The 23118-nt window shown below is 43.5% G+C and carries 21 protein-coding genes; 9 read left to right on the top strand and 12 right to left on the bottom strand.

The window, feature by feature from the left end; translation table 11 throughout:
- Positions 1-28: 28 nt before the first annotated feature.
- The 5 genes from N780_RS13375 to N780_RS13395 all read right to left on the bottom strand — a co-directional run bounded on the left by N780_RS13375 (position 29) and on the right by N780_RS13395 (position 7589).
- A complete protein-coding gene (locus N780_RS13375; protein WP_036784990.1) occupies positions 29-2392 on the bottom strand; it encodes a glycoside hydrolase family 31 protein in 2364 nt (787 codons plus the stop codon).
- Between the two features lie 21 nt (positions 2393-2413).
- Entirely contained in the window at positions 2414-3952 is a 1539-nt protein-coding gene (locus N780_RS13380) for an alpha-amylase family glycosyl hydrolase (RefSeq protein ID WP_036784992.1), read from the bottom strand.
- Between the two features lie 70 nt (positions 3953-4022).
- Positions 4023-4865, bottom strand: coding sequence for a sugar ABC transporter permease (locus N780_RS13385; protein ID WP_036784994.1), 843 nt, complete (start codon positions 4863-4865; stop codon positions 4023-4025).
- A complete protein-coding gene (locus N780_RS13390) occupies positions 4865-6169 on the bottom strand; it encodes a sugar ABC transporter permease (RefSeq protein WP_052115072.1) in 1305 nt (434 codons plus the stop codon). The genes N780_RS13385 and N780_RS13390 overlap by 1 nt, the downstream gene beginning before the upstream one ends.
- Positions 6170-6296: 127 nt before the next feature.
- On the bottom strand, positions 6297-7589 hold the full coding sequence (locus tag N780_RS13395; RefSeq protein ID WP_036784996.1) for an extracellular solute-binding protein: 1293 nt from the start codon (positions 7587-7589) through the stop codon (positions 6297-6299).
- A 343-nt stretch (positions 7590-7932) separates the two neighbouring features.
- Here N780_RS13395 and N780_RS13400 point away from each other — a divergent pair, with 343 nt between their 5' ends.
- A complete protein-coding gene (locus tag N780_RS13400) occupies positions 7933-9687 on the top strand; it encodes an alpha-glycosidase (protein WP_036784998.1) in 1755 nt (584 codons plus the stop codon).
- Positions 9688-9749: 62 nt separating this feature from the next.
- Positions 9750-11087 carry an MATE family efflux transporter gene (locus N780_RS13405; RefSeq protein WP_036785001.1) on the top strand — a complete coding sequence of 446 codons (1338 nt, stop codon included), beginning with the start codon at positions 9750-9752 and terminating at the stop codon, positions 11085-11087.
- A gap of 653 nt (positions 11088-11740) precedes the next feature.
- Here N780_RS13405 and asnB read toward each other — a convergent pair.
- The gene (gene asnB / locus N780_RS13420; protein ID WP_036785009.1) at positions 11741-13588 is read right to left on the bottom strand and encodes an asparagine synthase (glutamine-hydrolyzing); all 1848 of its coding nucleotides are present in this window, start codon (positions 13586-13588) and stop codon (positions 11741-11743) included.
- Between the two features lie 1274 nt (positions 13589-14862).
- Positions 14863-15249: a YisL family protein gene (locus tag N780_RS13425; RefSeq protein ID WP_036785013.1), complete on the bottom strand. Its 387-nt coding sequence runs from the start codon at positions 15247-15249 to the stop codon at positions 14863-14865.
- A 154-nt stretch (positions 15250-15403) separates the two neighbouring features.
- On the opposite strand from N780_RS13425, the gene N780_RS13430 reads away from it, so the two are divergent.
- Positions 15404-16597 (top strand): ornithine--oxo-acid transaminase, encoded by a 1194-nt coding sequence (locus N780_RS13430; protein ID WP_036785016.1) that lies wholly within the window; start codon positions 15404-15406, stop codon positions 16595-16597.
- A gap of 62 nt (positions 16598-16659) precedes the next feature.
- Here N780_RS13430 and N780_RS13435 read toward each other — a convergent pair whose 3' ends face one another.
- From N780_RS13435 to N780_RS13455, 5 genes are all read right to left on the bottom strand, one after another.
- A complete protein-coding gene (locus N780_RS13435; protein ID WP_036785017.1) occupies positions 16660-16863 on the bottom strand; it encodes a PspC domain-containing protein in 204 nt (67 codons plus the stop codon).
- A gap of 75 nt (positions 16864-16938) precedes the next feature.
- Positions 16939-17736, bottom strand: a complete 798-nt coding sequence (locus N780_RS13440; protein WP_036785020.1) for an SDR family oxidoreductase — start codon at positions 17734-17736, stop codon at positions 16939-16941.
- 70 nt (positions 17737-17806) lie between these two features.
- A complete protein-coding gene (locus N780_RS13445) occupies positions 17807-18304 on the bottom strand; it encodes a GDYXXLXY domain-containing protein (protein ID WP_036785022.1) in 498 nt (165 codons plus the stop codon).
- Positions 18301-19497, bottom strand: coding sequence for a DUF2157 domain-containing protein (locus N780_RS13450; RefSeq protein ID WP_036785025.1), 1197 nt, complete (start codon positions 19495-19497; stop codon positions 18301-18303). The genes N780_RS13445 and N780_RS13450 overlap by 4 nt, the downstream gene beginning before the upstream one ends.
- A 6-nt stretch (positions 19498-19503) precedes the next feature.
- Positions 19504-20661, bottom strand: a complete 1158-nt coding sequence (locus tag N780_RS13455; protein WP_036785028.1) for a DUF418 domain-containing protein — start codon at positions 20659-20661, stop codon at positions 19504-19506.
- 128 nt (positions 20662-20789) lie between these two features.
- Between N780_RS13455 and N780_RS13460 the strand changes: the two genes are divergently transcribed.
- The 6 genes from N780_RS13460 (at position 20790) to N780_RS13485 (ending at position 22794) form a co-directional block, all read left to right on the top strand.
- A complete protein-coding gene (locus tag N780_RS13460; RefSeq protein ID WP_036785031.1) occupies positions 20790-21017 on the top strand; it encodes a spore germination protein in 228 nt (75 codons plus the stop codon).
- Positions 21018-21031: 14 nt separating this feature from the next.
- The gene (locus N780_RS13465; RefSeq protein ID WP_036785035.1) at positions 21032-21271 is read left to right on the top strand and encodes a spore germination protein GerPB; all 240 of its coding nucleotides are present in this window, start codon (positions 21032-21034) and stop codon (positions 21269-21271) included.
- A gap of 75 nt (positions 21272-21346) precedes the next feature.
- Entirely contained in the window at positions 21347-21952 is a 606-nt protein-coding gene (gerPC, locus tag N780_RS13470) for a spore germination protein GerPC (protein WP_036785119.1), read from the top strand.
- Entirely contained in the window at positions 21933-22151 is a 219-nt protein-coding gene (locus tag N780_RS13475) for a spore germination protein GerPD (protein WP_156969180.1), read from the top strand. Before gerPC ends, N780_RS13475 begins: the two co-directional genes overlap by 20 nt.
- A complete protein-coding gene (locus N780_RS13480) occupies positions 22144-22524 on the top strand; it encodes a spore germination protein GerPE (protein WP_036785038.1) in 381 nt (126 codons plus the stop codon). The genes N780_RS13475 and N780_RS13480 overlap by 8 nt, the downstream gene beginning before the upstream one ends.
- Positions 22525-22578: 54 nt before the next feature.
- On the top strand, positions 22579-22794 hold the full coding sequence (locus N780_RS13485) for a spore germination protein (RefSeq protein WP_036785040.1): 216 nt from the start codon (positions 22579-22581) through the stop codon (positions 22792-22794).
- Positions 22795-23118 lie beyond the last annotated feature (324 nt).

Raw genomic sequence — 23118 nt, forward strand, 5'->3', positions numbered from 1 at the left:
ATCTCACCTTCTTAACATCGATTCAGGGTTAAATCGTAACCTCTACTCTCAAACCCCGCTCGGTCCAAACTCCCGATTGCCTCTCTTTGTTCACCCACACTTCTTGTCCTTCTTCTAAACCATGGATGATAAAGGAACATTTCTTATATGGTAACGGCCACTCCATTTCATTGTGACAAGAAATGGCTATTTGATGATCTTTACATTGTATCGATACATGGAGCTTGACCGATTCACCTGATAAATAACCAGTCGTCTCTCCATCATCATCATAAAAACTGGTGTTATAACTTCCGTTTATATGAGCATAAACGTGAAGCTCTAATTCTTTTTCGTCCGTAATGGCCCGTTGTTGTAATGGGCTCTGCGCAATTACGGTACCTTTTTTAATAAATAGGGGCAATGTATCAAGTTCTGCATGAACTAAATGCGTTGTTCCACCTTCATAAACCTTGCCACTAAAGTAATCAACCCATTCTCCTTCAGGAAAATAAACAGCACGGTCTGTGACTTCAGGCTGCATAATCGGTGCGATCAACGTATTATCCCCTATCATGAATTGATCATGTAAGGCATAGGTTTTCGCGTCCCTTGGATATTCTAGCATGAGCGGCCTCATAATGGGGAGCCCTTTCGAATGTGCTTCATGGAATAATGAATAAAGCTGAGGAAGCCACTCATATCGAAGTTCAATATATCGTTTTATAATTGCTTCATATTTTTCTCCGAATTGCCAAGGCTCCTGATACAACGTGCCGATCGCCGAATGATTACGGAAGTAAGGAGTAAATGCCCCTACTTGCGTCCAGCGAGCCAGCAACTCTCCATTTGAATCATGAGCAAATCCACCTACATCTGGTCCTGTAAAAGCCACTCCTGATAATCCAAGATTCATACACATTGGTAACGACATCTGTAAATGTTCCCAGAAACTTCGATTATCGCCAGTCCATACTGACGCATACCGTTGCACGCCTGCAAATCCAGCTCTTGTTAAGAGGAATGGTCGTTTGCCATTTAAGTTTCTTTCCATACCTTCATACGTCGCTTTCCCCATCAGAAGGCCATATAAGTTATGGAGCTGTCTATGTGTTTTCGGATCTCCGTTGTTGTTGTGAATGACGCTTGTATCCATCGTTTTCGTCTCATTAAATACAGCTGGTTCATTCATATCATTCCATATGCCTTCAATTCCAAGCTCCGTATAGAATTGGTGCATATCCCCCCACCACTTCTGTGTTCGTTCATCTGTGAAATCAGGAAAAGCGCTCGTTCCAGGCCATACCTCCCCAAAGTAAAGATCGCCTTCAAGATACTTACAGAAATGATCATTCCGTACACCTTCCTGATAGGTTGAATATTCCGGATCTTTCTTGACGCCTGGGTCGACAATAGGAACAATTCGAATACCCTCTTCTTTCAGATCTTGCACCAATTTCTTCGGATTAGGAAATCGATCTTTATCAAATGTGAAAACTCGGTATTCATTCATATAATGGATATCGAGGTAGATCACATCAAGGGGGATTCCTTTTTCTTTAAACGTATTAGCTAGTGCTCGTACTTCTTCTTCACTCTCATAACTATAACGGGATTGGTGATAGCCAATTGCCCATTTTGGAGGGAGAGGCATTCTCCCTGTTATATGCGTGTACTGCTCGATTACCTCTTTTGGACCTTCACCAGCAAACACATAATAATCAAGCTTTCCACTATCACCTTTAAAAGAGTAAACCTCTTGTTCTGTTTTCATATCAAACGTCGTCTTAGACGGGTTATCCAAAAAGATCCCATAAGCACGTCCGTTTCGTAATGCCATAAAGTAAGGAATGGATTGATACAGTGGGTCTGTCTCCGGATTATGAGGGGCATACACATCTGTATTCCACATGGTGTAATACTCTCCGCGCTTATCCAAGAAGCCAGATTTCTCCCCAAACCCATAAAAGCGATCCTCTGGCTCCATTTTCTTGTAGCAAATCACTTCACCGTTTTCTTTAAACCCGATCCCCTTGTCTTTTTCAGACATAATATCTTGACCCTCAGGAGTTAAAACAGACAATCGGAACGGTTTTTTAGAGACAGAAACAACAAGATGATCGGTCTTTACGACAACCTTTTTTTCCGTCTCCTCAACACCAACATTCACTGATTCAACAGCAGCGACAACCGCTGGAGTAGATTCTAAATCAGAAACACCCTTCTGGTTCATAACCACCCTCACAATATCCGAACGATAAAACTGAAGGTGAATGTCCGCTGCATCGCAAATGAACGTCAGGCCACCATCCCTTCTCTGAATGGATTGTACCGTACCAACATCACGGTAAGAATCATTCTCTATTGCCTGATTCTGACCGGGATGTATCGCAAAACTTGTATCTTCAAGCACTCCATTCCCTCCTTTGCACCATTACTCTGGTTGAGATTTCTTATTCTTTCGGCTTATAAGTACAACGAAAGCAACGAAACTTCCCATGACAAGAGCTAACACGCCAAAGAATATCCAGTTCAGGCCAGTATCTTCTTCAACGATATACACATCAGCTGTTTCGCGGTCGAGTCCAATCTCATATTCGCCATTACCATTGTCTCGAACAATCGAATCATGAATGAGCCCTCTAAGCTGCTCCCCTTCGACTACTTCGCCTAGTACTGCCGACTTTGTCTCTTTACTATTATTGATCGCGATGTACGCAACTTCATCCTCATACGTTCGTTTAAACACTCCAAATGGTCCTTCATCAATGACTTGCTCAAAGCTACCCTGAGTAAGCACAGGGAATTTCTTACGGATGGCTGCGAGTTGTTCAATGTGTTGCTTAAGCTCCTCGTCACCCGCTTTAAAATTCATAATTCGGCGGTTATCGGGGTCTTCGCCGCCATCAAGTGGAACTTCAGATCCATAATAAACAATCGGCATACCTGGAGCTGTATACATATAGGTTAAAGCTAATTTCCAACGTGTGATCGGATTTTGCTTCGCTTCATTCGCAAGCCTTGTAAAACGTTTATTGTCGTGGTTATCTAAAAATGTCCCGAGCGAATGAGGATCCTCGTAGAAGGCTTCATTTCGCTGCCATACCTTCCCAAGCTCAGCCACAGATTGTCCTGGTTGTTTAAAAACTTGTGTAGCGGTTTCAAAAAAAGGATAGTCCACAAACGAATCGATTCCTACCTCTTCATATCCAGCAATATACCGAGGGTCTTCACTCCAGACTTCCCCCATTAAGAAGAAATCAGGATCAATACTTTTGACGTGATCGCTAAACTCACTCCAAAACTCTTTCGGCACGTGCTTGACTGTATCTAGTCGAAAGCCATCTACACCTGTTTCATCTATCCAATATTCAGCTGCATCAAATAAGTATTCTTTTACTTCTGGGTTTTCTGTGTTTAAATCAGGCAGACCAGCAAGCCAGCCATTCTCTAACTGATCTTGTGAGTTCCCTACCATACGCGATTCCTCATGAAACCAGTCTTCTTTAGAAGGATCTGTTAACCATTCATGCTGGTATCCTGTATGATTTACAACGAAATCAAAGACGACTTTCATATCCCGTTTGTGCGCTTCGTCTACAAGACGCTTTGCATCTTCCATCGTTCCGAAGTGTTCTTCAACTTCTTTAAAATCACTGATCCAATACCCGTGGTACCCTTTTGGTTCGTTCTCCATAATGGGTGTGATCCAAATCGAAGTAAACCCCATATCTTTAATGTAATCTAGCTTTTCAATAATCCCTTCTAGATCACCACCATGATAGGCTTTAGGATCTTCTGGATTTACACTGTAATCGTTTGAAGCATCCCCATTGTTAAACCGGTCTACCATAATAAAATACATTAACTCATCTTGCCAGCTTCCTTCTTCTTTTTCCGCAGCTTCGGCTCCGAAGGCGTAAAAAAGAAGAAACGGAATCATGACGAGCGTAGTCAACACGCGCTTTTTCATTTTCCGCTCCTCCTTTAGATTATCGTATTCTCTCAATCTCTAGAATACATGAAATAGTAGCCTTCTGCCATTACCCTTTTGTTGCACCAGATGTTAATCCGGAGATGAGGTAACGCTGTAAGAATAAGAATACAAGCGCAATTGGAATGGCAATTAAGATGGACCCAGCCGCAAATCGAGTAAAGTTATTAGCAAACTGGTTATTAATGAAGTTAAATAATCCAAGAGCTAGTGTAAAGTTCTCAGGACTTGAAAGGACGATACGCGGTAACAGGAAGTCTGTAAATGGTGCCATGAAGTTAAACAAGGCAACAACTGCTAAAATCGGCTTCGCAAGCGGAAGCATAATTTTAAAGAATACCTGGAAGTGTCCCGCACCATCCATACGCGCTGCTTCATCTAACTCACGCGGAATTGTGTCAAAGTAACCTTTAACGAGCCACGCGTTAAATGGAATTTGTCCACCTACGTAGATCAAGATTAAGCCCCATAAGTTATCTAATAAGCCAATTAGGTTTAGTAGAATGTAAAGAGCAACCATTCCCATTAAAGCCGGGAACATTTGCAAGAGTAGAAATGCATATAGTCCGTTCTTACGTCCAACAAACTTGTAACGAGAGAACGCATACGCTACAAAGGATGTAATAATCACCGATGCCACAGAGTTCACTACAGCTACAAACACACTATTTTTATACCAAATCAAGTAATCACTGCTTGGATCTGTGAACAACCATTTATAATGTTCAAATGTTATATTCTCAGGAATCATAGAAGATGAGAACATGTTTGTTCCCGGATTTAAGGAAATTCCGATTGTCCATAATAGTGGATAGGCGATTATGATGAACATGAACAAAATAAATGCGTATATGAATCCCATCTCAATGCGAGATTTTGTCTTTTTATTCATTACATCTCACCTTCCTCTTTATAGGCTGCAGTTTTTCTAAACTGATAGAATGCAAAGATCGATACAACAAGTCCCATAATAATGGTAATGGCCGCGGCCATGTTGTAGTTATTCGTGTCGAACGTTAATTTGTAAACCCAAGAAATTAGAATGTCGGTACCACCTGCGTTTTGACCGCGAACAGCTGGCCCACCTTCGTTAAATAGATAGATAATGTTAAAGTTGTTAAAGTTCTGCGCGTACTGCATGATCAGTAGCGGTGCAGTCGCAAACATAATGTGTGGGAACGTAATGAAACGGAACTTCTGTAAACGCGTCCCACCATCAACATCAGCCGCTTCATACATATCTCTTGGAATACTTTGCAGAACTCCTGTGAATAAGGCGAATACAAACGGGAATCCAAGCCATGTTTGAATCATAATAAGAGCAACTTTCGTCCAAGTTGGATCTGTTAACCATGGAATCATCATGCCAAACTGACTTAATATGTCTTTATTAATCGCACCGAACGTATCGTTAAACATGGCAGAGAAGATTAGAATCGTTACGAATGCCGGTACTGCCCAAGGTAAGATTAGGACCGTACGAATCGTTCTCTTAAATTTAACACGCTCATCGTTTACAAGAAGCGCTAAGAATAGACCAAGTGCGATCTGTAATGTTGTCGCAACGACTGTCCAGACTAGTGTCCAACTTAATACATTTAAGAAGGATTTCTTCCAAATAGAGAGCGTTACAAGATCAACGAAGTTTTGGAAGCCTACCCAACTAAGTAAGTTTCTTGGTGGTGAATTGTATAAATTGTAGTCGGTAAAAGCTAATGAAATCATAAAGGCAAGTGGTAATACAACAATGAATACAAGCATAACCAGACCAGGTCCAACCATCATGTATGGGAAACCTGCATCATAGGCATCTTTAATTTGTTTACGAACAGATGGTACTGACTCTCCTTGAGCTAACAGGCGTGCATCGCGTTTTGCATCAATGACGTTGTACACATAAAGTGTAGCAGCAAAGGCAATTACGATTAAACTAACGAGCCCCTCTATTAATAAGATAATGGAGTGATCTTCACCTTTAACTTCGCCTAGCGTGATGAATCCCCAAACACCGTGAATGATAAAATTCAACATCGTGATTAGAAAAGCAGATTCGATTATGAGGAAGATGATTCCCTTTAGTAGTCTCTTATTATAGATTTGCCCTAAACCTGCGAATACAAGTGAGAGGATTGTAGCCAGTTTGACGTTGTGATTCTTTTGCTTTACATCTTTAGTAGCTGGTGATGTTTGTGGCATACTCGTTTCCCCCTTATTGCTTCATGGTCCCCTTATATATGGAGATATATGGCCTATCGCTGTGCAAGCGTTTGCTCAAATGTTGAATAATAAGTGGATAGGAGAGCCCTCCTATCCACCCCTACTATTACTGACCGCTCGCTGCGATCTGGTCTTTAATAATTTGTACAGTTTCTTCCATAACAGCTTTCGGATCGTCACCTTGAGCTAGGAATTGAAGAGCGTTACCCGCTGGTTCCCAAACTTGTTGCATAGCTGGTACCGATGGCATTGGCTCACCATAGTTTGTTTGCTCAGCAAATGCAGCTGTAATTGGGTCCTCTACGATTGAAGAATCTTCAAGTAAAGCTGTACGTGGAGGAATTTCTCCAGCCATTTCATAGTATGTCATAGCATTTTCTTCGTTTGTCATAAATGTCATAAGGTCTGTTGCCCACTCTTTGTTTTCAGAGAAAGAAGAAAGCATCCAAGCTTTAACCCCTACGAATGATTGCATGTGCTCTCCATCAACTTTTGGAAGTGGAGCTGCTCCTAAGTCATCGCCAAGAGCTTCTTCATAACCAGGACGTGCCCATGGACCCGTCATAACAACAGCAGCTTTTCCGTCGTTAAATAAACCGTTCATGATATCAGGGCTAACTTCCTTAGGAATGTAACCTTCTTCAAAGAAAGTTTGAATATTCTCAGCACCTTTAACAGCACCCTCATTTGCTAAACCAATGTCACTTGTATCATAAGTACCATCTTCTTTACCAAATACATATCCACCAGGACCTGCGAAGAATGGATACGCAAAGTAGAAGTTGTTCAATTCACCCAAGAAACCATAGCTTCCGCCACTAGTTTGCTCTTTTGCAATAGCCATAAGCTCGTCCATTGTTTCAGGAGCTTTGTCCACTAGGGATTTATTGTAGAAAAGACCATATGTTTCGATTACAGCTGGCGCACCCCAGATGTCGCCATCGTATGTCATCGCACTAATCGCTGTATCTGTGTAACCGTCTTTCGCATCGCCAAGATCAACTGGCTCAGCAAGACCACGCACAACTAAGTTCCCTAAACGGTCATGAGGTTGGAAGAATAAATCCGGACCGTTACCAGTAGGACCATCTAAATCTAGCTTCTCTACCTGGTCTGTCATATTAATACGAGTCATTTCAATATTAATACCTGTTTCTTCTGTGTATTTATCTGTAATTGTTTTAATAGCTTCAACCTGCTTGTCATCATCGTTAACCCAAAGTGTCAGTGTATCAGGCTTGCCTGATTCTCCATCAGATGACTCACCGCCATCACCGGATCCTCCTTCAGCTGTTTCATCTGTAGAATCTCCGCCGTCAGAACTGTTGTCACCGCTACATGCAGCAAGAACTCCAACGGATAGTACCATTGCAAGCAAAAGCATCAGAAACTTCTTCATAACAATTGACCTCCCCTTATGATCTAATTGCAACCGTTTGCATTAACTTTAAAAAAATATAGATTCAAAGCTTAATTGTTTTGTTGTGTAAGCGGTTGCATTTGTCTTACCTTTATTATACATATAATTTCAAAAGACACAAATACTTTTTTTAATTTTTTCATAATTTTTATGTCAAACTTATGAACTATAGACTTCCACATTCTTTTCATCTATTAAAAACATTCTAGTGATCTCTTACTTTCTAATTGACAACTTTATCCGATTAAAATAGCCTTTAAGTATCACAGCTTCATGCAAGCGCTTGCTTATCATAAGTAAATTACTGGAGAGGGGTGGCTTTATGCTACGAGAAGCAATTTACCATCGTCCCAAAAACAACTTCGCATACGCCTATACAAAAGAAGAACTTCATCTTTACGTCCGCACGAAAAAAGAAGACGCTAAAGAAGTCCAATTGATTCATGGAGATCCTTATCATTTTGAAAAGAAAAGTGGATGGCAATATAAAAAGACTCCTATGCGCTTATCAGGTACAGATGCTCTTTATGATTACTGGTTTACATCTGTTAAACCTCCCTTCCGTCGCCTTCGATACGGATTTGAGCTAACAGATGGAAATGAAACGATTATTTATGGAGAAAAGGGATTTCGTGATGAACCTACGTCAGAAGATATGGGCTTTTATTTCGCTTTCCCATTTCTTAACGGCATCGATGTCTTCACTCCACCTGACTGGGTAAAAGATACAGTCTGGTATCAAATCTTCCCTGAGCGATTTGGGAATGGGGATCCATCCCTAAATCCAGAAGGTACGGTCCCATGGCGCAGCGAAGATCCGAAAGTTGATAATTTCTTCGGAGGGGATTTCGAAGGGATTATTGAACACCTTGATTACTTAGTCGAGTTAGGTATCACGGGCATTTATATGACTCCAATTTTCAAAGCCTACTCGAATCATAAATACGATACGATTGATTACTATGAAATCGATCCTCAATTCGGAGATAAGGAGACGTTCAAAAGATTAGTAGACACATGCCACGATAAAGGCATCCGAGTGATGCTTGATGCAGTCTTCAATCATAGTGGCTACTACTTCCCTGCCTTCCAGGATGTCTTAGAGAATGGGGAGAACTCCATCTATCAAGACTGGTTCCACACGCGTGAGTTCCCTCTAAAGGAAAAACCTTATCCGAATTATGATACGTTCGCATTCGAGAAGTCTATGCCTAAGTTAAACACTGAGAATCAAGAAGTAAAAGATTACCTTCTCGGTGTAGCCCGCTACTGGGTAGAAGAATTTAATATCGATGGCTGGCGCTTAGATGTTGCAAATGAAGTGGACCATCAGTTCTGGAGAGAGTTCCGATCCGTCGTGAAGACAGCTAAAGAAGATGCCTATATATTAGGTGAGATCTGGCACGATTCTATGCCTTGGCTACTTGGGGATCAATTTGATGCCGTCATGAACTATCCATTCACGGAAGCTTCTCTAAATTATTTCGCCCGAGGCAAAATGAACGCACGTGAATTCTCAGATGAATTAACGAAAGTGCTTCATATGTACCCAGATAACGTAAATGAAGTTCAATTCAACCTGCTTGGAAGTCACGACACACCGCGCATTTTAACCGAGAGCATGGAAGATAAAAATAAAGTAAAGCAGCTCTTCCTCTTCCAGCTATCTTTCATTGGTACGCCTTGCATTTACTATGGAGATGAAATCGCCATGACAGGTGACCATGATCCAGGCTGTCGTAAATGTATGATTTGGGATGAAGAAGATCAAGACCAGGAGATGTTTTCTTTTGTACAGAAACTAATCCAATTACGGAAGGACATCCCGGCTTTTGGTAATCACGGAGACTTCCGCGTATTACACGCAGATCCCGATGAGAATACACTTATTTATAAAAAATCAGACGAGACAACAACGCTATTGTTTATTTTAAATCCGACAAAGTCTTCCCAGTCCATTCCGCTTCCAAAGGAGTTCCAAGACCAAAAAGGGACCGATTTATGGAGCGAAGAAACATTAGACCCTTCTGCGTCTTGCACACTAGAACCTTACCGGTTTCAGATCATTCAATATTAAGGCAGACAAAGAGGTATCCAACAAGGGTGCCTCTTTCCTTCTGCTTATGAGGAGTACCGATCATGAAAGCCCAATCTAAAACTAAAATGACGCTTTTCTCCTTAACGTGGCCGATCTTCATTGAAATCATGTTACACATGTTAATGGGGAATGCGGATACGCTTATGCTTAGTCAATACTCTGATCACTCTGTTGCTGCAGTTGGAGTCTCAAACCAAATTCTCTCTGTCGTTGTCGTGATGTTTGGTTTTGTTGCCACAGGAGCTGGCATTTTAGTTGCCCAACACTTAGGAGCCGAGAAGGAAGAAGAAGCAGGCTCAATCGCAATCAGTTCCTTAAGCTTAAACTTGTGGTTCTCCTTAATTATGAGTGTTAGCTTGTACGTATTCTCTGAACCAATTCTAAAGCTAATGGATCTCCCTCCTGAACTTATGGATGAGGCTAATCTCTACCTAACCATTGTCGGTGGCTTAATATTTGTACAGGCGCTCATTATGACAACAGGAGCAGTGCTTAGAAACTATGGTTTCACAAAAGATGCCATGTACGTCACGATCGGAATGAACATTATAAATGTAATCGGTAACTATTTTGTCATTTTCGGCCCGCTTGGATTTCCGGTCCTTGGTGTTGAAGGAGTTGCCTATTCGACTGCGATTAGCCGCTTTATTGGTTTTCTTGTTTTACTAGGGTTGCTGATTAAACGAAGCAACGGTGAGCTCCCAATGATTGCGTTCTTCCGATATCAGAAGAAGCATGTCCTTGGACTTCTCCGAATCGGTGTCCCTTCTGCAGGAGAACAACTTTCTTACAATGCCAGTCAAATAGCTATTACCTACTTTATTGCTCAAATGGGGACCACGGCTATTACAACCAAAGTGTATGCCCAAAATATTATGATGTTTATATTTCTCGCCGCCATTGCCATTGGGCAAGGCACTCAAATTCTAATTGGCCATTACATTGGAGCCAAGCGATTAGAAGACGCATATAAACAAGGATTTAGCAGCGCTAAACTAGCCATTATGATTTCCGTTGGAATGTCGATTGTTGTCTATTTCTTTAGCGATTCTTTGCTAAGCATTTTCACATCCAACGATTCTATTATTGAACAAGGATCACTCTTACTTCTACTCACAATCCTCTTAGAACCTGGTCGAGCTATCAACCTCACCGTCATTAGCTCCCTCCGAGCAGCAGGTGATGTACAATTCCCTGTCTTCGTCGGAATCCTATCGATGTGGGGAATTAGCGTAACATTCGGCTGGTTCTTCGGCTTGTACTTAAACATGGGCCTCGCAGGCATCTGGATCGGCTTCATAACCGACGAATGGCTCCGCGGCCTCCTTATGACAAGACGTTGGTATAAGAGAAAATGGAGACAGAAAGCTTTTGTCTAGCAAAAGCGAAAATGCCCCGCTTAGGCCCGGCAGGCATAAGCGGAGGATCGGAATGAAGTGCCCTTCCTTCATGCAGATCAACCGCTTATGTCCCGAGGGCCTGGGGCATTGCAGCTGGATGACAGCAAAAGCGAAAATGCCCCGCTTAGGCCCGGCAGGCATAAGCGGAGGATCGGAATGAAGTGCCCTTCCTTCATGCAGATCAACCGCTTATGTCCCGAGGGCCTGGGGCACTGCAGCTGGATGACAGCAAAAGCGAAAATGCCCCGCTTAGGCCCGGCAGGCATAAGCGGAGGATCGGAATGAAGTGCCCTTCCTTCATGCAGATCAACCGCTTATGTCCCGAGGGCCTGGGGCACTGCAGCTGGATGACAGCAAAAGCGAAAATGCCCCGCTTAGGCCCGGCAGGCATAAGCGGAGGATCGGAATGAAGTGCCCTTCCTTCATGCAGATCAACCGCTTATGTCCCGAGGGCCTGGGGCATTGCAGCTGGATGACAGCAAAAGCGAAAATGCCCCGCTTAGGCCCGGCAGGCATAAGCCTATAAGAAACACAAAGAAGCTACTCCAACTAACTGGAGTAGCTTCTTTTACGCTCTACCGCACCAAAGGGTGTCTGGCACCCTGCTTTTCTTTACAGCGCTAAAGTGCAATTTAAGCGTCGATCTTAACGTTGTAGGCTTTGAGCCAGTGGTTAATCTGACCAAGGTGTGCGAGTAGCTGTGGTCCTGTCATCAGCTGACCAAACCATGGTGTATCAATGGCTTTTCCTTCGCTGTCGACAAGTTCTTTAATTCTTTCTTTCTTAAAGAGGTTAAAGAGTGGTGCATGAGGATCATCTAGAATTTCTCCAAGCCAGCTGACTACAGCTTTTGTGTAAACAGGATTGTGCGTCTTTGGATATGGACTCTTCTTCCGGTACAAGACGTCATCAGGCAACAAGCCTTCCAACGCTTTCCGCAAAATCCCCTTCTCTCTGTCACCGTATCGCTTCATTTCCCACGGCACGTTCCACACATACTCGACCAAGCGATGATCACTAAACGGAACACGAACTTCAAGACTTGCACCCATGCTCATACGATCCTTACGATCTAATAATGTTGTCATAAACCAGAGCTGATTTAAATAAAAGAGTTGGCGTCGCTGTGCTTCTTCTTTAGAATCGCCGCTAAACGTTGGCGTCTCCGCGATCGTATCCTGATAGCGCCCCATCATGTACCCATGCAAGTCAAGCTTTTGACTCCATTCATCTGTTAGAAGTTCATTGCGCACACCAGAAGAGCGAATCCAAGGGAACCCTTCTCGAGACAAGTCTTCTTGACGATAAAACCAAGGGTACCCGCCGAATATTTCGTCTGCACATTCTCCAGATAGCGCCACGGTTACATCCTTTTTAATCTCACGGCAGAACCATAATAACGAAGAATCCACATCAGCCATACCTGGGAGGTCACGCATATTGACGGCCTCTTTTAAAAGCCCAGCCAACACATCGTTATTCATTACAGAGGAAGAATGCTTTGTGCCGAATGTGTCTGACATCAATTGAATAAAGTCCCCGTCACTATTTGGTTGGAACGTATTGGCTTTGAAATACTTCTGATTCCCGTCAAAATCAATCGAGAATGTCTGAAGTGGATCTTTCCCCTCTGCTTTCATATGGTTCGCCGCAATGGCTGTAATCGCACTTGAATCTACGCCACCTGATAAAAACGTTCCAACTGGCACATCAGACACGAGCTGACGTGTAACGGCATCTTCAAACAATTCTCGTATGGTTGCAGCCGTTTTCTCTACTGAATCGGTATGTTCATGACTCTCTACGTTCCAATACCTGGTGATTTTGAGCCCATTACGACTATAGACTCCTACATGCCCTGGTCGAAGTTCTTTTACCCCTTTAAAGACACCGTGACCGGGAGTGCGAGATGGCCCGAGCGCCAGGATTTCACTCAACCCTTCCTCATCAAGAACAGAGTCAATATCAGGATGAGCAAGTAGTGCTTTTAACTCTGAAGCAAATACGAGTCCCCCTGCGTTCTCGGTGTAAAAGAATGGCTTCACTCCTAAACGGTCACGAGCGATAAAGAGCGCTTCCCTTTCGCCGTCCCAGATCCCGAAGGCAAAAATTCCATTCAACCGATCCACACATGCTTCTTTCCACTGCATATAACTTTTAAGTAAGACTTCTGTATCGGAATGAGACTGAAAGCTCCAGCCGAGACTGGCTAGTTCTTTCCTGATATCTTCAGTATTGTATAACTCTCCGTTGTAACAAATGGTATACGCATGGGAACCATTCTGGAAGGTCATCGGCTGTCTGCCACCCTCAGGATCCACTACGATTAAGCGCTGATGACCAAATGCAACGTGAGGCTTAATCCAGGCATTGGATTCATCAGGACCGCGGTAGTGAAGTGTTTTGGCCATTTTTTCAACGGTACGTTCGTGCTGCGTCAGATCCTTTTTATAATCAACCCATCCACTAATGCCACACATCTACACTCATCCTTTCTATGCTAGAGCTTGCGATTCAATTGTCTTCCTTCCCTAACATATGCCCAGATGAAAAAGATGTGATTTAGAGAGAGCACATAAACAACCCTCTCCTCTCGGATGAATCTAGGGCTCCCTGAATTGAGTATGGATTCTGAACCTGAGTTGTTTCACTCGAACTGGAGCCGGTCCTATCGATCTTGAGCCGCTTTCGCTGAACTTGAGTCGCTTTCCGCTGAACTTGAGCCACTTTCGCTGAACTTGAGCCGCTTCCCCGAATATCAGCCGAAAACCGCCTCTTCCTAGTGACTTACTTCCTCAGCTTGAGTCGCTTTCCACTGAACTTGAGCCAGTCGCCACCAGACTCGAGCTACTTCCATCGATCTTGAGCCGTTTCACTTCCTACTCGAGCCGGTATTTTGAAGACTTGAGTCACTTTTTCCGTAACTTGAGTCGCTTCCCTCGAGCTTGAGCCACTTTCGCTGAACTTGAGCCGCTTCCCCGAATATCAGCCGAAAACCGCCTCTTCCTAGAGACCTACTTCCTCAGCTTGAGTCGCTTTCCGCTGAACTTGAGCCAGTCGCCACCAGACTCGAGCTACTTCCATCGATCTTGAGCCGTTTCACTTCCTACTCGAGCCGGTATTTTGAACACTTGAGTCACTTTTTCCGTAACTTGAGTCGCTTCCCTCGAGCTTGAGCCACTTTCGCTGAACTTGAGCCGCTTCCCCGAATATCAGCCGAAAACCGCCTCTTCCTAGAGACCTACTTCCTCAGCTTGAGTCGCTTTCCGCTGAACTTGAGCCAGTCGCCACCAGACTCGAGCTACTTCCATCGATCTTGAGCCGTTTCACTTCCTACTCGAGCCGGTATTTTGAACACTTGAGTCACTTTTTCCGAAACTCGAGTCGCTTTACTCGAACTTGAGCCGCTTCCCTCGATCTTGAGCCGCTTCCCCGAATATCAGCCGAAACCATCCTCTTCCTAGTGACTTACTTTCTCCACTTGAGTCGCTTTACTCGAACATGAGCCGCTTCCCTCGATCTTGAGCCACTTTCGCCGTACTTGAGTCACTTTTCCCAAAACTTGAGCCGCTTCCCTCGAACTTGAGCCGCTTTCGCCGGACTTCAGTCACTTTTCCCAAAACTCGAGCCGCTTTTCCCGAACTTGAGCCGATACCTCCCAGACTTGAGTCTCTCCACAAAACTTACTGTAATCCATACAAAAAAGCGTTGAATTGATTTACAATTCAACGCTTTTAAATTCGAGATTACGTGATTAATTTAATGGTAAAATTCCCATTGGTAGACGGCCGAATCCTAGTACGAGTGCGATAATGATAGCGATGAAGAATTGGATCCAGGCGCTTTTGGCGGATACGCGTTTTTTTGCGCGGACGGCGATCATTTCCATTGCGAAGATGACCCATAAGCCAGCTAAACTTTTCACAATCGCTTCTCCTAGAATGGCGCCTCCACCGTTTGCGAAGTACACGGCAATAAGGCTACCACCAGAGTACAAGATTAATAAGTAATCCAGACGCAGAATCATGTGAAAGATTTTACCGACCTTTGGCTTTCCTAATCGATCAAACCATACCGTCAGGCCAAGCAGGATTAGTGCTAATACCCATGAGGTAATATGTAAGTGCGTTTGTCCATCCATACTTTTTTTCCCTCCTTTACATACAACTTACCACCGATATCATACCAAAAAAACATAAGAACTGCGAATGTTTACTCTTTATCGGCCTATATAACAAAAAATTCTGAAAAGCTGTTATACTGTTCATAGATTCTTTAAATGATGGAGGGATACAATGACACATACAAGTGAACAAATTATTGAACAAACACAGGAATATGGGGCAAAGAACTATCACCCGCTTCCAATCGTCATCGCTAAAGCAGACGGTGTATGGGTAGAAGATCCTGAGGGTAATCGATATATGGATATGTTAAGCGCTTATTCAGCGGTTAACCAGGGCCACCGTCACCCTAAAATCATTGATGCGCTAACTGAGCAGGCATCCCGAGTAACTCTTACTTCTCGTGCTTTTCATAATGACCAGCTTGGTCCTTGGTATGAAAAGATTTGTAAAATAACAAATAAAGAGATGGCGCTTCCTATGAATACCGGAGCAGAAGCTGTTGAAACGGCTATTAAGGCTGCGCGTCGCTGGGCTTATGATGTAAAAGGCGTGGCAGAAGACCAGGCTGAGATCATAGCGTGTGTAGGGAACTTCCATGGCCGTACGATGTCAGCGGTTTCTTTATCTTCTGAAACAGAATATAAACGCGGGTTCGGACCGATGTTGCCAGGTATTAAAGTAGTACCTTACGGGGATGCAGAGGCATTGCGTGAGGCCATTACAGAAAACACAGCCGCTTTCTTATTCGAACCTATTCAAGGAGAAGCCGGTATCGTCATTCCTCCAGAAGGGTTCCTGAAAGAGGCTTATGATATTTGTAAAGAAAACAACGTACTTTATATTGCCGACGAAATTCAAGCCGGACTTGGGCGTACAGGTAAAATGTTTGCGTGTGATTGGGAGAACGTTTCTCCTGATATGTTCATCCTTGGTAAAGCACTTGGCGGAGGCGTCTTCCCGATCTCTTGTATCGTTGCGAACAAAGAAGTGCTAGGCGTATTCAATCCTGGTTCACACGGTTCAACATTTGGAGGGAACCCACTAGCATGTGCTGTATCCGTTGCAGCCCTTGAAGTATTAGAAGAAGAAAAGCTGGCTAGCCGTTCGCATGAGCTTGGGGAATATATGATGAGTGAGCTTCGCTCCATCGACAACCCTAAGATTAAAGAAGTGCGCGGAAAAGGGCTCTTCATCGGCGTTGAAATGACAGAACCTGCTCGTAAATATTGCGAAGAATTAAAGGCGAAAGGGCTTCTTTGTAAAGAAACCCACGAGAGCGTTATCCGTTTCGCTCCACCACTTATCATTGATAAAGAAGACCTGGACTGGGCCATTCAGCAGATTAAAGAGGTCTTATCATAAGATAAAAAGAGCGCTCGGTATTCATACACCGAGCGCTCTTTTTATCTTATTTCTGATCCATACTACTGTAACTTCTTTATCTGTTTATCCGTCGGCATCACCGACGCGGCAATGATGTAGACGAACCAGGAAACACCACCTGTAAAGAAGCCGGAAACGACCATTAATATACGCAGTAGACTGACATCAATATCATAAAGCTCGCTTAATCCACCCATAACACCTGACACTTGCTTATCTTGTGTAGATCGATATAATTTTTGCATGAGCCTTCCTCCTACTTTCTTCTCTGCCTTATCTACGTATAAGTCGCTTGCTTTGTTTCAACTTTTACTCGCTGCTCACAAAGCCTTCACATATCCACCGTCCACAACAAGTGCTTGCCCTGTTACGTACGTATTGGCAAAAGAAGCTAAGAAAACCGCTGTGCGCGCAAATTCCTCAGGCGTCCCGTACCTTCCTGCAGGGATCATGGTTTCCATCTCGGTCTTTACTTCCTGAACAGAAAGCCCTCGTTTTGTTGCCATTTTCTTATCCAGTTCCTCAACACGCTCCGTTTCAATACGGCCTGGTCCAAGCGTATTCACCAGAATGTCTTCTCCGGCGAACTCATTGGCCATTGATTTCGCTAATCCAACCATCCCTGTTCGGAACGTATTAGACAGAATCAGTCCATCGATTGGCTGTTTAATGGAGGAAGAAGCAATGTTTAAGATCCGTCCTCTCCCTGCGTCTTTCATATGAGGAATGGCCAAACGGCTTGCGCGAATAAAACTTAGCAAATTCAACTCAAATGCCTTTTGCCAATCTTCATCAGACATGTCCATAAAACTTCCTGCCGGAGGTCCCCCTGCATTATTCACAAGGATATCCACCCCTCCAAGCTTATCTACAGCCGATTCAAATAAAGCTTCAAGACTTGCTGGATCTGTAATATCACACACTTCCGTATGCGGAGCGGCGCCTAAGCCCCCTGCTTTCTGGTGAATCTCTTCAGCTGCCTGTAGAAGATGTTCAGCATTGCGACTCGAAATTAATACTTCTGCTCCTTCACGTACAAATTCCGTTGCGATCGCTTTTCCAATCCCTTTACTCGATGCTAATAGAACAACCCGCTTCCCTTGTAAACCTAAGTCCACCAATAACCCCTCCTTTATACTAGTACCTTTATTGTACTGAAAAAGAGGGGCGTTTTTCCAAGAGGAGCGCTTACGGATTACGCAAACTGACAATTTTCTTCTGCCCCCAGGGAGCAACGGCTACTTCTGCAACTCGTTCTGACTCGTTCCCTTCTAAAGCTTCACCCGTGTTTTCTTCCACATAAAAGCGTTCAATACCATAGCGAATACGAAGTTCATCTCCATTGCCACCTTTATATTGGCCCGTAATTAAAACTTCATCTTTTTCTGTAGGTAGTGCTTGATGCGACACGGCTTGTGCTTCGTAAACCTCTCCGTCTTTCCTCAACTTCACATACACCTTATCGTTGTACTGAGGTTCATCCCCGACCCAATTTTCATTTGAAATTGTGGAGATCTCATAGTTCACTACTACATAATCTCCGTAAAAGAGGTCTCTTGGATCAACAGGAGCTGTTTTTAAATCAATCGTTTCTCCAAACAGATCAATTGCGTAGTACGCCCCAGCCATTCCAACTAGATACAAGACTTGTAGACTTACCATTAATGGAAATAGCCAACGCTTCACCTAAATCCGCCCCCTTTTTCATACCCAGATAAACGACGACGTTCCCGGTTTAACACATAACTGAGTCCAAACAGAAGAATACCTCCGATGAAGAAAAAGACCGATTTGTTAAGGAAATCCCAAGCTAACTGAACGTATGCAATCAACGTACTAACTAGAAAGGCACCTGTTCCGAAATTGACTAGACCAATAGACTCCCGCTTCGTCCCAATGATTAGATAACCAACCGACAATACGTATAATAGGACTAGCGCGATTACCCCTGCATTCCCTCCTACATACACAATCGGCAGAAACAGCAAGAGATTCAGCACACCAATAGTACGGTCTTTCACCAATAAAACAAGTAACCCTGTTAATACAATATGGACAATGAGGAAGGTTACGTTTACGTCCCATCGCTCCATCACCCATGAATCGAGCAGGAAAACCTCAATGGCCTTTAAGAGAAAGGCAGCACCGATACTTGTGATTTGCAAGGATGGGAAACGGAAGATTGAGAGATTAGACGCAACATAAAGGAGTAACCACAGGAAAAGCAACCAAACATAGTCATGTCCTCCGGCAAAGACAAGAACAAGGGACTGAAGAACATACCCAAACCCATATAACAATGCCAGAAAGTCACGGCGCAAGCGAACTAGCTCAAAGCCTCCCCCCATTACGAATAAAAGAAAGATCCCCAAATGAGCTTCTCCGTATGTCATCCAACTATATATTTGCCCCACCGTTAAGATGGCAAAAGTTAAATAAAGGAGTGGTTGTTCCCTTCTAGCCATGTATACCAATAGAGCAGCTACTCCCCATAAGAAAAAAGTCGTCGCACTATAAGACATGTAATGATACATTTGTCCGGTCAAAATCATCGATTCTCCGAATAGCAGAACTCCTATGGCATAAAATGATGTGCCTAGCGCTTTGGACCCTCTTTGATAAGCGCGTTCCCCGAAGAAGTAAAAGCCAAGGAGTGACACAATCAAAATCCCCATCTTTAAGATGTTTGGCATGAAAGACCAGTTTGAAGCCACAAAAGTCAGGAATCCTAATCCAATAAACAAACCACCAAAAATCGTTAGCAATCCTCTTGAGTTTCTGTTCGGATACCTTTTGATGATTTGTTCATATTGCTCTCTAGAAATAATCCCTTCTTCCACCCAGGATGCTGCTTCTTTTTCCAACAAAGATCGTTTCACACACCCTCACCTCATCTTTTCTTTAGATCGTTTAAGAGGTTGGACCTGTCTGTATGTAAAAACTCGCCAGACCCACTCCACTACCCCGTACCGAAAGACCTTCAACCACAGGAAGCTTCCAAAGACTTGAAGTGTGTAGATGACGACTACAAGAACCACATTCCACACGGGAGAAACATCTCCATACAATCCTAAACCTACACCGTAAAAGAGCAGGAAACATAGAACAGATTGGAAAATATAATTACTTAATGAAAGTTTCCCAACATATTGAAACGGGACCAAGAGTTTTTCTTTTTTGTTCCAAAGCAGCGTAATCATCGTCATGTAAAAGATTGCTGAAGCTGTTCCGCCGATGTTATCCTGCGCAGTACTAAACCACTCAGGATTTCCATACATGTATGGTCCGATTTTAAAAACAACAAATAGAATGAAACTGATTCCCCCTATTTGCTTGAGCGTTTTCTCATGCTTGATAGGTTCGTGCAACCATCGCTTCTTAGCAGCGATGACACCAAGTACCATAACAGGCCATATCGATGTTGCCAAAAAGACCCATTGATACACAGAAGCGTAGACGAGTTGCCACGTTTCCCAGTTTTCTGACCAAATCGAAAGCAAACTGTCTGACTGATAAGCAGTAAATGCTTTATCAATAAGAAACTGATTCGCCTGACCAAGCTGATCACGAAAACTGTAATACCCAAATGTGACATACGTCGTAAATATCACCAAGACGGTAAGAGCCACCCAGCTCATCACCTTAACAGACCATTTCAACAATGGAAGGAGCAAGAATCCTAACACACCGTATGTTAATAAAATATCCCCATACCAGATCAAGATCCCATGGATGAGTCCAAAAACAATTAAGACACTCAACCTACGTGTAAGCACTGTTGAATAATGAAGTCCCTTACCTTCTAAGCTTTCCTTCATCATATACAAACCAAATCCAAATAAGAACGAAAAAAGCGTATAAAAGCTTGCCTGAAAGAACATATCAATACCAGACTGAACAGCGCGGTTCAGTTCGCCGGTCCAAGCCTCTTCTCCACCAAACATAAAGTATGGCGCGTTAAACGAGGGCATGTTTACCATGAAAATTCCAAAAATGGCCAATCCCCTTGCCGCGTCAATCCACGGCAATCGTTTACTTTTCACGAATCCTCACCTCCTAATCACCTATGTACCTTAACTTTACGTTAATCTCGCCGGAAGAAGCAATTTTTTTAGACGATTAACACGTTCTCTCATCTCTCTCATAAGCTAATCATAAAGGAGGTATGCCTATGCCAGCTCAGGTGGGAGCCGTTAAGGTAGTAAACATTTCAGGCTCTGCAATATTTAATATCGGCGATGTCTACGCCATGGCTCCCCAGAGTTCCGCAAAAACCTTTGCTGGGGGCGGGTCCTTTAACACTGGTGATGGCATTCATATCGATTTATCTGAATCCACTACAACGGTTTATGACCAAGATGTCGTTGATCAATCTACAATTGAGGATTTTGAAAAATAGGGAGGAACGGGCATATGAATTACACGATCCATCAGTCTATCAATATTCACTTTTTAAAAGTGGGATCTGTATCCAATTCCTCAGTTTTTCAAATTGGCAGTGCAGGCGTTATCCAGGCGCGTTCTAGCCTTTATAATACAGGAGGATACACTGAACCTGCAGAGGAAGCTGAGGCGATTGGAGAAGGGGAAGGTGGAGGAGGTGGAACAGGAGGAGAAGGTGGATCCCCTCTTGTTCCTTTATCAATCTCCTAATCTTCACACTTTTCCTAATTGGTGCATACAGTATTCTAGGTAAGTGCCTAGAAAGGGGGAGATTGAGTGCAGTATATGGATTCATGGACCCAGTATTTAGAGAAGCTTCATAAGCTCGTGGAATCGCAAACAGAGAAAATGAAAGAATTAGAGAAGCGAGTCGGTGAACTTGAGAAGAAGACAGAAGAGAACCAACGCCCTTCCACCAATATCGAAAAAATCGAATACAACTTTGATCAATTAAAAATCGAAACCCTGGAAGGGACGCTTAATATTGGCTTAACCCCCCAGAACGGAAAGGACTTTGGTATTGAAGACCTTGCGATAGAAGAAAAGCCCTTTCCTCCTAAACTTAGCGGAGGTCAGGCTGTGAAAGATAAAATTATATCTGATTTACAAAATTACCTAACCAATCAAGGACCACGGGACCTACAACAAATCGCTGGGCAATACGGTCGCCATTATGATTCAACCTATCAGCAATTTATTCTACAAGATATACAGAAACAACTCGATGATCGTGTAGCCCATTACCTTGAGCAATCTAATGCATCTGACGGAATGATCGACGACGCAAAGATTCAATCTATATCCCAACAGGTCAAACAAGAAATCTACGAATCCCTCCATCATTTCATCCAAAACCAAAGCCATAAAGGAGATGAACCTGGTGAAGTTTGAAGTGCATAACTGTGGACTAAATGTGGGGAACATCCGAGTTCAAGGTGTTTCCTCATCTTCTGTTTTTTTAATTGGGGACAATGAATCAATTGCCCTCTCATCTATCTTTGATACGCCGCCCGAATCCTTTATCGTCGGCCCGCTAGTCCCGCTCACAGAAAGAAAGCGTAAGAAAGACAAGAGAGAAAAAGATGTATAAACGTACGTCTTGTGTGAATCAAGTAAAAATCAACTCTCTTACCCTTAGTTCCATTTTTGAAATTGGAGATGCAGAAGAAGCAACACCTCGCTCTAGAGCCTTAGCTGTTCAAAAGGAAGGCGCCTTATTCTCAGATCGAGACTTCCCATTCAGCGACTTCCCCATCTACTCAGCGGAATTACCCGGCTTTGATCGTCAACTTATGATCGATCAAACAAGAGTGCCGTGCGACCCCTATATCCATGTAGACTCCGTTCACATTGAAGGGGTGTCTTCTGCATCTGTCTTTCAAATCGGTAACCTCGACCACATTGAATCCGAAGTCCGCATTAAACATTTCCGCATCTTAAAAGAGAAGGATGACGAACAATAAGGCATAGGTTGCATACCCTATGAAGAGAGACTTCTTATAAGGAAGGTGATCACCATGCCATCCATTGTCGGACCTATTAAAATTAACAGCGTAGGCGGAGGCGTTATTAACTTTGGAGACTCATTCTACATTTCTCCAAAAAGCTCCTCTAAATCAAATACTGGTTCCGGAAGTGCCAACACAGGCGACTTCATCAATACGAACAACGGCATTAGCTCCACGAACCCATTTGATCCCGATGGCGTTGACCAGCCAACAGTTGCCACCTAGATGGGTAAAGACGAAATTACATCATGTAATTTCGTCTTTATTTATTACTGAAACTGGGAGAACGTTTCCGTTAGCTTTTATTGAGAGGAAGGAGGGCCTGGAAACCACTCGCTTTCCTGTGGGGAGCTGGTGAGCCTCCTCAGCCGGCTACGCCGGCCTCCGGGGTCTCACCTAGGCTCTTCTGCCCACGGGAGTCTCGCAGTTTCCAGGCCCTCCTTTTCCATATTTGGAGAAACGGAAACGCACCATATATGGGAGCTAAGAACTTAAGAGCGTTTGCGGGCGTCCGACCCTCCCCTTATCACAAGGGAAAGTTCCCATCAA

Source organism: Pontibacillus chungwhensis BH030062, from assembly GCF_000770675.1.
Taxonomy (GTDB): Bacteria; Bacillota; Bacilli; order Bacillales; family BH030062; genus Pontibacillus; species Pontibacillus chungwhensis.

What these genes read in the sequence shown, in the direction of transcription:
- N780_RS13380 (WP_036784992.1), bottom strand. Translation starts at nt 3,952, where the DNA reads ATGAAAAAGCGCGTGTTGACTACGCTCGTCATGATTCCGTTTCTTCTT.
- N780_RS13385 (WP_036784994.1), bottom strand. Translation starts at nt 4,865, where the DNA reads ATGAATAAAAAGACAAAATCTCGCATTGAGATGGGATTCATATACGCA.
- N780_RS13390 (WP_052115072.1), bottom strand. Translation starts at nt 6,169, where the DNA reads ATGCCACAAACATCACCAGCTACTAAAGATGTAAAGCAAAAGAATCAC.
- N780_RS13395 (WP_036784996.1), bottom strand. Translation starts at nt 7,589, where the DNA reads ATGAAGAAGTTTCTGATGCTTTTGCTTGCAATGGTACTATCCGTTGGA.
- N780_RS13400 (WP_036784998.1), top strand. Translation starts at nt 7,933, where the DNA reads ATGCTACGAGAAGCAATTTACCATCGTCCCAAAAACAACTTCGCATAC.
- N780_RS13405 (WP_036785001.1), top strand. Translation starts at nt 9,750, where the DNA reads ATGAAAGCCCAATCTAAAACTAAAATGACGCTTTTCTCCTTAACGTGG.
- asnB (WP_036785009.1), bottom strand. Translation starts at nt 13,588, where the DNA reads ATGTGTGGCATTAGTGGATGGGTTGATTATAAAAAGGATCTGACGCAG.
- N780_RS13425 (WP_036785013.1), bottom strand. Translation starts at nt 15,249, where the DNA reads ATGGATGGACAAACGCACTTACATATTACCTCATGGGTATTAGCACTA.
- N780_RS13430 (WP_036785016.1), top strand. Translation starts at nt 15,404, where the DNA reads ATGACACATACAAGTGAACAAATTATTGAACAAACACAGGAATATGGG.
- N780_RS13435 (WP_036785017.1), bottom strand. Translation starts at nt 16,863, where the DNA reads ATGCAAAAATTATATCGATCTACACAAGATAAGCAAGTGTCAGGTGTT.
- N780_RS13460 (WP_036785031.1), top strand. Translation starts at nt 20,790, where the DNA reads ATGCCAGCTCAGGTGGGAGCCGTTAAGGTAGTAAACATTTCAGGCTCT.
- N780_RS13465 (WP_036785035.1), top strand. Translation starts at nt 21,032, where the DNA reads ATGAATTACACGATCCATCAGTCTATCAATATTCACTTTTTAAAAGTG.
- gerPC (WP_036785119.1), top strand. Translation starts at nt 21,347, where the DNA reads ATGGATTCATGGACCCAGTATTTAGAGAAGCTTCATAAGCTCGTGGAA.
- N780_RS13475 (WP_156969180.1), top strand. Translation starts at nt 21,933, where the DNA reads ATGAACCTGGTGAAGTTTGAAGTGCATAACTGTGGACTAAATGTGGGG.
- N780_RS13480 (WP_036785038.1), top strand. Translation starts at nt 22,144, where the DNA reads ATGTATAAACGTACGTCTTGTGTGAATCAAGTAAAAATCAACTCTCTT.
- N780_RS13485 (WP_036785040.1), top strand. Translation starts at nt 22,579, where the DNA reads ATGCCATCCATTGTCGGACCTATTAAAATTAACAGCGTAGGCGGAGGC.